The organism is Paenibacillus thiaminolyticus, assembly GCF_003591545.1.
In the GTDB taxonomy this organism is placed as follows: domain Bacteria; phylum Bacillota; class Bacilli; order Paenibacillales; family Paenibacillaceae; genus Paenibacillus_B; species Paenibacillus_B thiaminolyticus_A.
In genome coordinates, this window is sequence record NZ_QYZD01000015.1 from 95,507 (window position 1) to 109,912 (window position 14,406).

The 14,406-nt window shown below is 52.7% G+C and carries 14 protein-coding genes; 6 read left to right on the forward strand and 8 right to left on the reverse strand.

Annotated features, from left to right (window positions below; translation table 11 throughout):
• Positions 1-210: 210 nt before the first annotated feature.
• Positions 211-1,953: a protoglobin domain-containing protein gene (locus tag DQX05_RS16960; RefSeq protein ID WP_119794719.1), complete on the forward strand. Its 1,743-nt coding sequence runs from the start codon at positions 211-213 to the stop codon at positions 1,951-1,953.
• 106 nt (positions 1,954-2,059) lie between these two features.
• On the opposite strand, the gene DQX05_RS16965 is transcribed toward DQX05_RS16960, so the two are convergent.
• The 5 genes from DQX05_RS16965 to DQX05_RS16985 form a co-directional block, all read right to left on the reverse strand.
• A complete protein-coding gene (locus DQX05_RS16965) occupies positions 2,060-2,506 on the reverse strand; it encodes a DUF2992 family protein (protein ID WP_259392068.1) in 447 nt (148 codons plus the stop codon).
• A gap of 20 nt (positions 2,507-2,526) precedes the next feature.
• On the reverse strand, positions 2,527-2,676 hold the full coding sequence (locus DQX05_RS32200) for a YjdF family protein (protein WP_259392069.1): 150 nt from the start codon (positions 2,674-2,676) through the stop codon (positions 2,527-2,529).
• Between the two features lie 32 nt (positions 2,677-2,708).
• Positions 2,709-3,353, reverse strand: coding sequence for a hypothetical protein (locus tag DQX05_RS16970; RefSeq protein WP_147385198.1), 645 nt, complete (start codon positions 3,351-3,353; stop codon positions 2,709-2,711).
• Between the two features lie 456 nt (positions 3,354-3,809).
• Positions 3,810-4,727, reverse strand: coding sequence for a transposase (locus DQX05_RS16975; protein ID WP_119794763.1), 918 nt, complete (start codon positions 4,725-4,727; stop codon positions 3,810-3,812).
• A 969-nt stretch (positions 4,728-5,696) separates the two neighbouring features.
• A complete protein-coding gene (locus DQX05_RS16985) occupies positions 5,697-6,275 on the reverse strand; it encodes an LOG family protein (RefSeq protein ID WP_119794722.1) in 579 nt (192 codons plus the stop codon).
• 78 nt (positions 6,276-6,353) lie between these two features.
• On the opposite strand from DQX05_RS16985, the gene DQX05_RS16990 reads away from it, so the two are divergent.
• A complete protein-coding gene (locus DQX05_RS16990) occupies positions 6,354-6,686 on the forward strand; it encodes a MazG nucleotide pyrophosphohydrolase domain-containing protein (protein WP_119794723.1) in 333 nt (110 codons plus the stop codon).
• A 189-nt stretch (positions 6,687-6,875) separates the two neighbouring features.
• On the opposite strand, the gene DQX05_RS16995 is transcribed toward DQX05_RS16990, so the two are convergent.
• Entirely contained in the window at positions 6,876-7,238 is a 363-nt protein-coding gene (locus tag DQX05_RS16995) for a VOC family protein (protein WP_119794724.1), read from the reverse strand.
• 248 nt (positions 7,239-7,486) lie between these two features.
• Here DQX05_RS16995 and DQX05_RS17000 point away from each other — a divergent pair, with 248 nt between their 5' ends.
• Positions 7,487-7,879, forward strand: a complete 393-nt coding sequence (locus tag DQX05_RS17000; protein ID WP_119794725.1) for a rhodanese-like domain-containing protein — start codon at positions 7,487-7,489, stop codon at positions 7,877-7,879.
• Between the two features lie 114 nt (positions 7,880-7,993).
• On the opposite strand, the gene map is transcribed toward DQX05_RS17000, so the two are convergent.
• Both map and DQX05_RS17010 read right to left on the reverse strand, forming a co-directional pair.
• On the reverse strand, positions 7,994-8,743 hold the full coding sequence (gene map, locus DQX05_RS17005) for a type I methionyl aminopeptidase (protein WP_119794726.1): 750 nt from the start codon (positions 8,741-8,743) through the stop codon (positions 7,994-7,996).
• A gap of 261 nt (positions 8,744-9,004) precedes the next feature.
• Positions 9,005-9,940, reverse strand: coding sequence for a helix-turn-helix transcriptional regulator (locus DQX05_RS17010; protein ID WP_119794727.1), 936 nt, complete (start codon positions 9,938-9,940; stop codon positions 9,005-9,007).
• A gap of 319 nt (positions 9,941-10,259) precedes the next feature.
• Between DQX05_RS17010 and DQX05_RS17015 the strand changes: the two genes are divergently transcribed.
• The 3 genes from DQX05_RS17015 (at position 10,260) to DQX05_RS17025 (ending at position 14,379) form a co-directional block, all read left to right on the forward strand.
• On the forward strand, positions 10,260-11,651 hold the full coding sequence (locus tag DQX05_RS17015) for an extracellular solute-binding protein (RefSeq protein WP_119794728.1): 1,392 nt from the start codon (positions 10,260-10,262) through the stop codon (positions 11,649-11,651).
• A 354-nt stretch (positions 11,652-12,005) separates the two neighbouring features.
• On the forward strand, positions 12,006-13,325 hold the full coding sequence (locus tag DQX05_RS17020; protein ID WP_259392070.1) for an ABC transporter substrate-binding protein: 1,320 nt from the start codon (positions 12,006-12,008) through the stop codon (positions 13,323-13,325).
• 121 nt (positions 13,326-13,446) lie between these two features.
• Complete coding sequence (locus DQX05_RS17025) at positions 13,447-14,379, forward strand: carbohydrate ABC transporter permease (protein ID WP_119794765.1); 933 nt, start codon at positions 13,447-13,449, stop codon at positions 14,377-14,379.
• Positions 14,380-14,406 lie beyond the last annotated feature (27 nt).

The following is a 14,406-nucleotide window of genomic DNA, read 5'->3' on the forward strand; positions in this document are numbered from 1 at the left end:
CGTTATCGGTCCTCTCGTATGTTATGTTCATTGTATCGAAGGGACGTTCCGGGTCCTATTGAATTGACTTACGTCATGCTTACGATTTTGTCATCCGCAACCGATAAAAAATTCAGGACTATTGTCACAGAAAAATATGGTATTATTACATAAGTGTGAAAAAACTTATTGAAACAGAAATCATGACTGGTTCCAGAAAGGAAGGATATTTTGATATACCGTAAGCCGAAGATGCCAGGTGAGATCGAGGCCGTACATATGGAAACGCTTCCCTCGCTTCGAACCAAGCTGATGTTTCTGCAGATGACGACCCATGACTTGAAGCTGTTGAAGCGTTTGATCCCTTATTTCGAAAAGTATGCCAAAGCCATTACCGATCGTCACTATAAGCTGCTATTCGAAATTCCCGAGATGAAGCAATTAATTGAGCGTCACAGCACGCGTGAACGCTTAACCAAGACATTCATCATCTATCTGAATTCCATTCCGGATGTTCAACTGGATGAAGAGTATATTCGGGTACGGCAGAGGATTGGCATTATGCATAGCCATATCCAATTGGCACCGGAATGGTTCGTATCCTCCTTTTTACGAATATACGAATTCCTTGTCCCACTGATTTTGCAGGACTTTCGAACTGCTGAAGCATCAGACCTGCTGCTGGCCCTGCACCGTATTTTGATGCTGGATGCCCAGATCGTGCTGGAGGCCTATCAGTCCGCTTACGAGTTCCGTTTGCTTGATACGAACAGCGAGACGATGGAGAAGCTGATTCAAATGGACGGAATACATACATTATTAATGTCTGCCGAAGCTTCAATGAAGGATGCCCAGCATATCCAGGAGTCCGCGGAGCAACTGACAGCTTCTATCGAGGAAGTGTCCTCGCAGACGACCGAAGCTGCGGCCACGACGGAAAAAATGCTCGGCACGCTCCAGGATAACCGTTCCATCGTCGAGCAGACGATAGACGGATTGGAGGAAATGACTGACTTGTTCCGCGACACCAAATCACGGTTCGAGGAACTTCAGCAGTCGCTGCTGAAACTGTCCGGAGTCGTCGATATGATCAACTCCGTTGCGGATTCCACTCATTTGCTTGCGCTGAACGCTTCTATTGAAGCGGCGCGGGCAGGCGAAGAAGGGCGCGGGTTCGCTGTCGTAGCGGGCGAGGTGCGGAAGCTGTCGGAACAGACCAAGACCTCCGTAGGTGAGGTATATGAAGTCATCGCCAACATCCAGCAGCTGGCAACATCCGTTCAGGAACGTACCGACCTGATGGCCGGCAAGATGGAGCTGCAGCATGAGAAGAACCGTGGGGCATTCGAACAGTTGGAGGGAATGATGCGCGCCATCGACGACATGGGAATGTCGGAAGAGTCGATAGCCTCGATTGTCGAACAGCAAGCGGCGGCCACGGTGGAAATCACGGAGCATATGAAGGAAATCGTCGATCAGACCCGACAGGTCGTTACGCTGGCAATAGACACAGGGGAACAAGTATATGATACGAGCCGCTCAGTGGAAGGACTGCGGTCAGAGTCGCTGCAATGGTTCCATCATTTGAACGATTCTCAGCTTCTGCGGGTTCTCAAGACCGACCATTTGTTATGGAAATGGTGGATCTATAACCGGATGCTTGGTTACGATAAGAGCGATATTGATATTATCGGCAATTCACATCAATGCCGGCTCGGGAAATGGATTGAAGCTCAGAAGGCCAATCCGGAGTCGTTGGTAAATCACCAGCCGGCGTTCCGAGAGATGGTTGAACGGCATGAACAAGTGCACTCTCTGGCGGAAACGGCAGCACGGCAGATCGACGCCGGACAGACGGAGCAAGCCATCCAGAGCTATCGAGAGCTTGGTGAGCTATCTTCGCAACTGCTGGAGGATCTCGATGGCCTGCGAACGCTGCTGGATCAGCATTCACCTAAGTGCCGCTACATATAGCATCAGGATCAGCATTCACCTAAATACCCCTACGTATAGCATCAGGATCAACATTCACCCAAAGACCTCTACGTATAGCATCAGATCAAGATTCACCCAATTACCGCTACGCATAGTACAAGGATAAGGGATGATAGAGGATGACAGTTGCTGCCTGATGAAATCGACATAGGATGATTGCCCGGGAAATGAATTTCGACAGGCAGGGAAGGATACTGTAATTCTCGTATCGGCTATCGAAAATAGAGAGAAGCCCCGTTGCGCTTGCGCGTTCGGGGCTTCCAAGATTGCACGAGACTTCTGCCTCTATGTTCATCTTTTTTCTTCTGGATGCGAATGCTCCGTTTTTCTCCTTGAGAGCCTCGCTCTGTTCGCGGGAACGTACCGTCCGCTCTTTCTTCCTCGATTCGAGATCCAGACTCATCGCTCCCTGAGAGTGCGACGATATTACGTGCCGCTGCATCTCTCTGTCGACGATTCTGGCAAGCCGCTTCGGATTGACCGGACGTTTGCAGGTGGTCTCCGTTCCAACACCGGACTGAACCTTCTCCATTAGCGGATTCATCCGGGTATTCACAAATTTTCCATCACTTCGGTATCCTTGGGCTCGGTGCCAAACACATAGCGGCAAGCCTTCACGTGATTGCCGAATTGCTCCTCAACTACGCCCACCCAGAACGGGTCCTCAAAATAACCGGTTAGTCTCACAATCCGGATCGCCATAGCACAAATCTTGATGCACAGACGACGCTTGCCTATTTCAGCTTGCCTTTCGATCTCAAATAATCTTCTACGAGTGTGTCGCCATGAAAGGCCTGAACCATCATCCAGTCAGTATACAGCTTGCCGAATTTAGAGGTGAACCAATTCGACGTGTACTGATTGCTTAATGTGAACAGTTGGTATATTTCTCCAACTGTGTTGGTATGCTTAAATCCATTGTCATCCAACCACTGCACTTTGCGCTTCAAATCGACTTTACGGATATCTTTGAATTCCATTTGCAAGATGGAACCATCTTGTTTGTAATAAACGGCAATACTCTTTTCATTAGGATGGCCCTTCAGCAAGCGCCAACCTTTCATATCTCCACTTGCGGCCACATCATACATCTTTGACTTTTTATTCTGGGCCGTCTTGCTCTTGGCAGAATCTTTCTTCGGAGGGTTCAAAATGGAGTCCGGAATCGACCCGACATAGGTTGTATTCGTAGCTTGGTCATATTTCAATTTGAGCCCTAAAATATCGGCTACAGTCTGGAACGAAATATATAAATTTCCTCCGGTCGAGATGGTATCGTCTTCGACTGGTATGCCATGAATGCTTACCTTGTATTCATTCAATAATCCGGTTGCGCGGCGATCGCCGGCGACCTCTCCCAGCTCGCCAGTCTTCTTCACCTTTTTGCCGAGCGATTCCCATGCTTCAATAACCTCGTCTGAGATAACTCCGGCCGGAAGCATGCCAAGATAGAAGGCAGTGCTGTCTTCATCGAATCAAGTTGGAACAGATTGGCCATCCCTTCGATATTTCTTTTTGTCCGTATCGTTGCGAGTTCAATTACTAGACTGACTACCGGATAATCATATGGGAAAATAGCAGAATTGACCAGTATACGATTGGATGATTGGGGTATCCACTTCTAGTGAAAATTTGTGCACGAACGTTGCTCTCTGAGGAGAGGGCAAGATAGATGAATTATGGATGGTGACTAAGATGAAAGGCCGGGACGAGCTAAGGGTCCTATGTCCTTACGTCCTTATTAGCACTCTCCCATTGGCTCAGATTTAACAGCCCATAAAGCTAGCTGTGACTAGGTGTGCAAGCTGGGCCGAAATAGACGGACAATAAAAAGATTAAGCTGCAAGTGATTTCGATTGAAATGCGTTAGGTCCCGTACGTGGACTATTGCCAGGGAAAGAACGGGGAGCGATGGATGCGCATAACGAAAGCAGCCGTGTCCATGGACTAACGGTGTTATCCAAGTTTTTATGGAAAATAAACTCATCTACATAGCGCTGCAAGTACTTGGGCCCGATTCCGTGAAACGTATCGTTCAGCCAACGGCATGCTTGTCGGAATGTCTGATATAAAGGGCTATTTCTGCGTACCCGAAAAAACTGGTCGATAAGGGAGACGCGAGAAGCAGAACTTGGCTCGACATGATCGTTAATAAACTGTTCGGAGCCAGAACGGTACAGGCGTTTTTCGATAACATGCTTCCTGTCAACTAGCGTCATCTTGAGCTGAGGAAGCTCTCCTTCCGGCTCGATGGATTCAGCGACGATTAGAGCGCATTCTCCTGGATGGAGTTCGACAGATGGGCGGTAGGCTCTGCCATAGAATACGACAATGCCCTGAACATCGCCGGACAGCTGCTTCTTAGCGTGGGCATGACTGATTGCCGCCCGTATTTTATGAAGCATTGACCAGGCGGTCTTATATGTAACCTGTATAAGGGAGCGAAGGCGAACGGCATTGATTCCTTTCTGAGCACGAGAAAATAACCAGAACGCGGCCATCCACTTGCGCAAAGGCGTGCGGCTGCCTTCCATGACCGTGCCGACGGTGGGCGTGGTCTGATGTCGACAAGCGCGGCATTCATAGATGGGAAGCCGGCGGGTCTTCGTCATATAAGCACTGTGATGCTTGCATCGCGGGCAAGAGAAGCCATGCGGCCATTTCCATTGAACAAGGTAATCAGCGCATGCGGACTCTGTCGGGAAGCGGCGGTACAATTCCTCTAGAGTAGCTATGTTCTCTAAACTATCCAACACCAACGTCTGCCTCCTTCACAAGGAACATTTGTTCTGATTTCATTATATCGAACATGGGTTCTTATTTCAAGGTGTAAATGTAATATTGCGGAAATTGATAGATATTTTTGGAGGATAACATTTTCGGGGCGCGATTCTGATGGGAAGGGATAGTACTGTATAGGAGGAGGTACTCAAAACATTACTCAATCATTACTCACATCATTACTCACATCATTACTCACATCATTACTCACATCATTACTCACATCATTGGTCACATCATTACTCAATGATTACTCAAATAATTACTCAAAACATATTCGGATAGGATTCTGATTCGATGGGAGAGTGCTGTTAAGGTACGGAAGACCCCATACTTGGCTGGGAATTTAGAAACAGGAGGTGTTTTGCAAAAATTGCTCTGTAAAAGAAAAGCAGCAAAGAAAGCAATAATGAAGCAATAATGAAAGCAATAATGAAAGCAATAATGAAAGCAACAAAGTGAAAATAACAAAGTGAAAGCAACAAGGTGAAAGGAACAAAGTGAAAGCAGCAAAGAAAAGAAGTAAAGAAAAGCAACAGAGCAACTGAGAAAAGCGAGCGTTTGTTCTTATCGGAAAAATAAGATAAAGTACTAGGTAGAATAGTGTGCGTGTAGGGCGAGGGGAATGGTGCAGGGAAGGAGCATTATTAATGGGGCGGAGGAAGGAAGCGGGAATGTTGCTCGGCTTGAGGTTCCCGATTATTTTGATTTCGGCCAATACCGAGAGCAACTGGACCGTTCGGAGAGCGGCTGCTTGGTTACGGACGGTCAAGGGAGAGCGGCGCTGGGCTTGGGGAGAAAGCCGATTTTGGAGGAGATACGGCGTTATGCCGTCGATTGGGACGATTGGGAAGCTATGCTACGTTCTATCTGTGGAGAAGCCTGGAAGACCATGTGGAAATCTCCACAGATGAACTTGCATAGTGCAATAGCGGAACAGGTTAGTCGAGCTGATTCCATTTATTGCCGAACTCAGGCGTTTTGAAGCTTCCCAGCATGGCCAGCAGTTCACGCGGATCGGTTGAGGAGAGCAGCAACTGTTCGTGCTCGGCTCTGGCAAATCCGGCTTGTATGGAATGGCGAATCATCTCGATCATCGGCGTAAAGTAGCCCTGAATGTTGAGGACACCAATCGGCTTTTTGTGGATTCCGAGTTGAGCCCAGCTTAGCGCCTCGAACAGTTCTTCGAATGTCCCGAGCCCGCCTGGCAAGGAGATAAATGCATCGGACAGGCGGTGCATGGTCGCCTTGCGCTCATGCATGTCCGCTACTTCGATGAATTCGGTCAAGCCGCTGTGCATCAACTCTCCGCGGAACAGGCCGCGCGGCATGACGCCGGTTACTCTGCCGCCGAGACGGAGCATCTCGTTGGCGACTTCGCCCATGAGCCCTACAGTCGAACCGCCGTAGACGAGCTCGAATTGCTGTTCAGCCATTGCTTGGCCAAGTTCTTTGGCCAGGTTGGCGAAGTCGGGATGGTTGCCTAGGTTCGAGCCGGCAAATACACATATTTTTTTCATTAGTATGGCATCTCCTTCAATTCGATAGTACGCACTATCTAGTATAGACATCTTACATAAGGAAGGAAAGAGACGGAAATGGATATGAATGTATTTCAGGAATGGGTAAGCGAATTTTACAAGAAGCGGGAATGGTCGCAATATAATTCTTTTATTCGAGTAGGTTTTTTGATGGAAGAAGTCGGGGAAGTGGCCAGAGTGGTCCGTGCTCTGGAAATCGGCCGGGATCGTCCGGATGAGACGCAATTATCCTCGGCGGAGATCAGACAGGAGCTGGTTGAGGAGTTGGGCGATGTTTTGGCCAATCTGTTGATTCTGTCGGAGAAATACGGAATCGGTCTGTCCGAGATTGCCGAGGCGCATATGAACAAGCTGTCGGAACGGTTCGGTACGGCTTCGCCGGACCAATAGAAGCAGGGGAATGTAATAGGAAACTAGCGTTGGATAGGGCGGGCAGATGATTGGGGGGGGAACTAGGCTAGCGAGAGCGGTTGCCCATGCTCCATGAAACGAATAGCGGGGGAACAGACATTGCAGGCTTGGCTGGATAGGGAGACACTTCTCCACAGGGGAGAAGCAGTCTCTTCCTAACCTGAGCTGTCAGCCCTTCAGCAAAAACTGGTTGCCGTCCGGGTCGGAGAAGCTGGCGTAGGTTCCCCATTGCATCTCATTAGGTTCGCCATTGAACTCAACTCCGTTGGCCTTCATTGTTGCGTATGTAGACATGATGTCGTCACATTCGAACACGATGGAGGCTTTTTGTTCTTCCCAGCCCTTCATCATCGATTTCGGATAGAGGACGAGGCGGCTTCCCCCGCCTGCCGGAGCAACTTCCAGCCACATGGCGTTGGGACCCATAGGATGTTCCGTGGTCACTGTAAAGCCGACCTGTTCAGTCCAGAAGCGCTTGGCTTGCTGCTGATCTTCGACATAGATCGCGACGGTGGCGATTTGCTTGATCATAGAAATGCCTCCTTTTCTCTTTAATATGCGCCGGGCGTAAGAAAATATTTTATCAGCATGGTATTGTATCCGCATTCAGATTGGAAGACAGCCTCATTATCTGGGGAACCACGGTTGGAGAGACATAGCGGGTGCATTTACAATGCGGTCGAATTTGTGTATAATACATACCCATCAGGGTATGTATGCTGATCATTTTTTTGTTCTCTTTTATACAGTACGGGGTATATGTCAGGAGGGAGAAGCCGGTGTGGATTCTCGTCATGTTATTGATATTGGGCCTTCTGTATGCCGGGTGGACGCACCGGCCGGTGCAGGGTCTGCGATACTTGCAGCCGCATGAGCTGCAGGCGCTTCGCGAGGGGGACTCCCCGGTGAAGCAGGTGGATGTGCGCGAGCCGGTTGACTATTATTGCCGACATATGGAGGAGGCGGTGTCGATGTATGTCGGCCGCTTGCCTTATGTATGGAGGCAGGAACTGAGCCCAGGGGATACTGTCGTGCTGATCGGGGCGCGGAAGCGGCATATCCGCAAGGCGGCGCGACTGCTGAAGCGCCGCGGCTTCGGCCGACTGTACGGGTATATGTACCCGTGCGAGGCGTTCGCGCCGCGCGTGCATCCTTGCTGCGGCTGCGCGTAAGCAGAGTACGGCCGATGCACGTCACGGCCGCTGCAGGCGGAGAAGTCCGGCAGGCTCGGCTGCAGAAGCGAGCCTGCCTGCCGGGAAAAAGAAAGACAGAGCAGCCGGGTTGTCTTAGCGCTGCTCTGTCAGTATGATCGGGCCATGCTTCGTGATGGCCACGGTGTGCTCGTATTGGGCCGACAAGCCGCCGTCCCACGTGCGGGCGGTCCAGCCGTCATCGTCGATCCACATCTCAGGTGTGCCTTCGTTGAGCATGGGCTCGATTGTGATGACCATGCCTTCCCGCAGGCGGAAGCCTCGCCCGGGCTTGCCGACATGGGCGAACTTCGGCTCCTCGTGCAGGGCGCGGCCGACCCCGTGCCCGAGCAGATCGCGGACGACCGAGTAGCCGTTCGCCTCGGCATGGCTCTGGATGGCATGGGTGACATCGCCAATCCGGTTGCCCGGGATCGCCTGCTGAATGCCGAGATCGAGGCATTCCTTCGTGACCCGCATCAGCCGGCGCGCGTCTGATGATATGTCGCCGACCGCATAGCACCATGCGGAGTCTCCCACCCATCCGTCGTACACCGCGACGACGTCGATCTTGACGATATCGCCGTTCCGCAGCGGCTCCGGACTGGGAAATCCGTGGGCGATGACATCGTTCACCGAGGCGCAGGTCGCATACGGAAATCCTTTGTAGCCCTTCGTATATTGCTGTCCGCCTTGCTTTTCAATGTAGCGCTCCACGAAATCGTTCAGCTCCAGCGTGCTGACGCCGGGCCGGATGCGCTTGGCCAGTTCGCGGTGGCAGGCTGCGACGAGCTGCCCCGCCCCTCTCATCTGCTCAATCTCCGCTGCCGTCTTCAGCTTCACCATCGCATTGTCTCTCCTTCATCAGAACCTGTTCATCGGAATCCCTGCTCCATTCGATCATGCTTCCACAGAATCCTGTATGACCGGAATTCTGCTTTTTAGGGGAAAGCGGTCAGATCTAAAACGGGCTGATCGGTAACAGCCGCAGCGGCTCGCAGAGCGGTTGTGACACTCCGCCGGCATGCGGTCAATCAACCGATTAGGGTCCTTTGCAGTAAATATATGCCTGAAATGCGCGATGGTGAGTGATTGCGTACGGAATAATTAGCGGTAGTTCGCCGCGATGCCGGCGGCCAGGTCGCGAATGCGCAGGCGTACCGATTCCGGCTCCAGCACCTCGGCTTCGGGGCCGAAGCTGAGAATAAAGCCATACAGCCAAGCATTGTCGGGCAAGGAGACGTTTGCGGTCGAATGTCCCGTCTCATCCTCCTGCAGTGACTCCGCCCCGAACCACTCTTCGGCGACATGCCGGATGCCAAGTCCGAAGCGAAGCGTGAGGGAGACGGTGCATTCGGGCGCATGCCATTCCTTGTCCCATGGCCGATCCTCCAGGGTGATGTCTTCCCGCTCGAATCGGGTGTCCAGCGGCTCCAGCCGCTTCATGCGGACGAGCTTGAAGAAGCGGAACCCGAGCTTGCCGGTGCAATAAGCGTATAAATACCAGGCATGCCCCTTTAGCACAAGGGTGTAGGGATGCACGGTCCGTTCCGTTGCCACTCCCTCGGCGTTGCGATAGAAGAAGCGGACGGCCTGCCGTTCTTCAATCGTTTTTTTCAGCGTCCAAATCATCGCTTCCAGCTTGTCATGGTTCCCCCAGGGGGATAAATCAACGACAAATTGCTTCGTCCGGAACTGGAAGTCTTCCGCTTGCGAGGCGGGAATAATGCTGCTGATCTTCTCCACCAGCATGGCGTGACCCTCATCCGGATAGGAGGAGGACACACTCTGGAGCGCGGTCACGATCGCGGCCAGCTCCTCGTTCGTCAGCAGGTTCCGGTCTAGACGGTAGCCTTCGGCGAGCCCGATGCCGCCGTTCGCTCCCTGGTAGGTCACAATCGGAATGCCGGCCTGGTTAATCGCGTCGATATCGCGGTAAATGGTGCGAACCGAGACCTCGAACCGCTCGGCCAAGTCTTTGGCCTGCACGATCGGGCGATTCAGCAAGAGAATGATGATATTGAGCAGGCGATCGATTTTCACAATTGGCGTCCTCCACAGTATCGATTATCGTACAGCGGCATCCCCTCACGGGAAGCTGCTCTTTCCTCTATTGTAGTGGATGGTGGAGTGCGGGGAAAGAGGCGGGCAAGGAGGGGGGGGGGAGCGTTCATTGACTTTTTGGCTTCGGGCCGATATCATGAAGTAATATACTAGATATATACTAGAATATGAACGATAGAGCGATAACTTAATCATTAGAGAGTAACGCTTAGAGAGGTACCGATAGAGTGCTGAAAGTAACGCTTAAAGAGCGATGATAGAGAGCTGCAAGTAACGATAAGTTGAAGGAGCGTACAGGATGACGAGCAGACCAAGCCGCACTACGTTTAGACAGCGATTGGACGAAATGGTTACCGTGTTGCGGGACGATATTATTACGGGCCGCCGGGCCGCTGGCGATTATTTGCCCTCGGAGGTGGCGCTTGCGGAGCAATTTCAATTAAGCAAAAACTCGGTCCGCAAAGGCTTGGAGCGGCTCGTCGAGGAGAAGCTGATCGAGAAGGTGCCCCGGGTCGGGAACCGGATCGCGGATCCGGGAGCTTCTGGCACGGTGCTGCTGCGGTTCGGATATTACCGCTCCGTCATCCAGGAGGCGGCGCTGGACCAGCTTATCGCGGGATTCCAGCAGGCTCATCCGCATATACGGGTAGAGCTCGTTCCCCTTCCGTACGAAAATTATCCCGATGCGGTCTCCGGCTATATCGGGCATGACATGCTGGATGTGGCGACGGTCAATTACAATGATTTCCTCTCGCTCGCGGATGAGGGGCATCATGAGCTGCTGGAGCCGCTGGCTCCCCGCTCAGAATTGTATCCGTTCATCGCGGACTGCTTCCGGCATGAAGGGCAGCTCTTGGGCCTGCCGTTCATCTTCTCGCCGGTCATGCTCTGCTACAACCGGGATCATTTCCTGGCGCATGATCTGCCCGAGCCCGACAGCAGCTGGCGGTGGTCCGAGCTGATGGCTGCGGCGGAGCGGCTCGGCCAAGAGCCGGGCACGTTCGGCTTCTACTTCCATATGCTCTCGAACAACCGCTGGCCGGTGTTCCTGCTGCAGAGCGGCGGACGGTTCGAGCCCAACGAAGCGGGAAATGTCCCTGTCTGCGGGACGAAGCTCATGGAGGGTCTCCGGCTGACCCGCGAGCTGATCGACAGGCAGAGCGCGTATCCGGCCTACCTGTCGGAGAATGATATGGATGCCGAACGGCTGTTCCTGCAGGGCAAGCTGTCGGTCATTATCGCGACCTACTTCAGCCTGAACCATTTGAAGGATGCGCCGTTTGCGTTCGATGTGGCGCCGCTGCCTTACTTGAACGAGGCGAAGTCGCTGCTGCTCGTTATCGGCCTGATGGTGAACCGGACGTCGGCGGTGAAGGAAGCGGCGCTTGAATTGGTCGATTACTTGCTCTCATATGAAGCCCAGCTCCATATCCGGCAGCATACGTTCAGCATCCCGGCACACAAGAAGGCGGCGGAATGGAACGGGAAGGAAATGTTCCCGCGGCCGAGCCGCTTCTCGATGTACCGCGAAATTATTCCATCCCTCCGCTTCTTCACGGAGGTGGGGCTGCGTTCCGCGGATTTGCAGCACGTATGCAATGCATTGAAGCTGTATTGGTCGCGTCTCGAAGACGAAGCAGCGATGTGCAGCAGACTGGAGGGCCTGCTGTCCGAGAGGGCCGCCCGTTAAGGGCGGTTTTTTTATGTGCCATAAGCAAGGACGCCCGTGGCATGGCCGCGAATTTCCGTTCTGTCTTTAATTCGTCTTTTTAAAAACAGGATTGACAGCGCTTTCTTTGGAGTCTATGATGTTTTACATACCAGATATGAACTACAATCCAACTTGTCTGGCTCATTGCAATCCATGCATGATGATCAGGGGTAATTAAGGATTTTGATACAAAATAGCAAGGAAGGAGAGGCGGGAGCTGTCAAATTATCTTCATTTCAAAGGTAGTGAGAAACTGCAGTCAGGACGGAAGCGAAGGGGATTGGTCTACATCTAGATTATAAAAGTTATGAAAAGAAGGGATGGTCTCACAAGATGACGAAACGTTCCAGTCTGTTGATGCTGGCCTTTGTGCTGGCGCTGTCCATGCTGCTGATGGCTTGCGGCTCGGGAGGAGCGGGAAGCTCCGAGTCCCCGGGAAATGAAACAGCCACTCCGGGCGCTGACCAGCCGGAGGGGAAGCAAGAGCAAACGCTGTCCGGCACGATTACGGTATGGTTGCATCCTTATGTGTCGGAGGAGAAAAAGAACGACATGAAAGCGGTGTTCGACGGCGTTATCTCGCAATACAACAGCAAATATCCGGATGTGAAGGTGAAGCTGGAGGAAATTCCGTGGAAGAACCGGGAGCAAAAAATATTAACAGCGATCGCGGCAGGGAACGGGCCGGATGTATTCTATCAGCTTCCCGACCAGATCCCGCAGTTCGCAAGCAAGGATGTCCTTGAGCCGCTAGGCCCTTATATGGATGACAATCAGATGGATGATTTCACCCCGGGCGCGCTGGCGGCGGGCACATATCTGGATACGCTGTATGCGCTGCCGATTCTGCAGGAAGCGCAGCTCATGTTCTACAACGCGGACATCATTAAGGAGATTGGCGAGGACCCTTCGGCGCTGCCGCAGACATGGGATGAGTTCAATGTATGGGCTGAGAAGGCCGTGGCGAAGGGCTATTACGCCCGTGATTTCAACGGCGGCAGCGCATGCTGCAACGCAACGCTGTATCCGATTCTGTGGCAGCAAGGCGGCGACGTCATCGACGGCAACGGCGAGATCGTCATCAATAACGAAGCGGGCGTTCGCACGTTCCAGATGATTAAAGATATGTACGACAAGGGTTGGATTCCGAAGGATTCCATTTCGAACCAGGATCAGTCTGCGGAATTCCTGTCCGGTAAAATGCTGTCGGTCTGGGGCTCGGGCTTGACCCAAACCGTACTGAAGGAAGAGAAGTTCAATTATGCGGCCGGCCCGCCGCTCAAAGGCGCGGAGCAAGCCAGCTTCGGAACGGTCGGCATGTTCGCCGTGCCGAAGAACAGCAAGAACAAGCAAGCAGCGGTGGAGTTCATCAAAGTATTGACCAATACGGAAGCGCAGAAGAAGTTCAATAAACTGGCCAATTATATCCCGACCCGGAAGTCGGCTTCGTCCATCTATGAAGGGGATAAAGATATGATAATCTTCCTGACGGTAACGCCTTATACTCGTCCCGGCGTGATGAGTCTAGTGGCGCGCACCATTATGCCGAAGATCCAGGCCGAGCTCGCGGCGATGCTGGAAGGCGGCAAAGCTCCGCAGGAAGCGGCGGATGCGGCGGCGAAGGCGATTCAGGACGATATGAATAAAAGCTAACTCTTGGCAGGATGCGGCGGGAGGGCGCGGATCGGATATGCCGGCCGCTGCTCAGCCCGCTGTCTCGCGTGGCGCTGCCGGCCTCATTAACAGGGATGGAAGGTGATAGCACGTGCAAACAGTGAAGCAGGGAGCCGCCGCTCGGGAATCTGCCGCACGGCGGCCGCCGGGAGAGCGGTTCCGGCAGGAATTCCGGCGGAACGCCATCGTGTACGTATTTTTGATTCCGATACTGATCCATTTTCTTATTTTCCAAGTGTTCCCGCTGGCCTTCAGTCTCGTGCTGACGTTCATGGATTGGCCCATCATCGGCTCGCCGTCCTTCGTCGGGCTGGCGAACTGGCGTTATTTTTTCACGGATGAGATTGCCTGGAAGGCGATCTGGAATACGGTTCTCTTCTCGGTCTACTATATCGTTCCGACGATGGGGGTCGGGCTGCTGTTGGCGCTGCTGGTCAACTCGGGCGTACGCGCGGCCGGCTTCTTCAAGGGCTTGTACTTCTTGCCCGTCGTCACTTCCTTCGTTATTATCTCGGGAATCTGGTTGTGGCTGTTCAAAGGAACCGAATACGGCATGATGAACTATGCGCTCAGCTGGTTCGGCATTGAGCCGCAGCTGTTCTTCTCGAATTCGTCGCAGGCGCTGCCGGTGCTGGCGGGGCTGAGTATTTTCAAAGTGGCGGGAAGCACGATGGTCTACTATTATGCCGGACTCAAATCGATTCCGAACCACTTGTACGAGGCGGCCAAGATCGATGGCGCCGGACGCTGGCGCACATTCTGGAGCGTCACGTTCCCGCTGCTGCTGCCGATTCATTTTTACGTTGCCATCATTACGACGATCGGTTCTTTTCAAGTCTTCGATTCCGCGTTCCTCATTACGGGCGGGGGACCGAACTATGCAACGACGACTCTGGTGTATTACTTGTATGAGGAAGGCTTCACCGGACTTCGCCTTGGATATGCCAGCGTGCTTGCGTATACACTGTTTTTCATCATTTTCGCGATATCGCTCGTGCAGCGCCGCGTGCTGGGCAAAGAGGTGCATTACTGATGCGCGCCCGCAGTGAACGCCGGCATC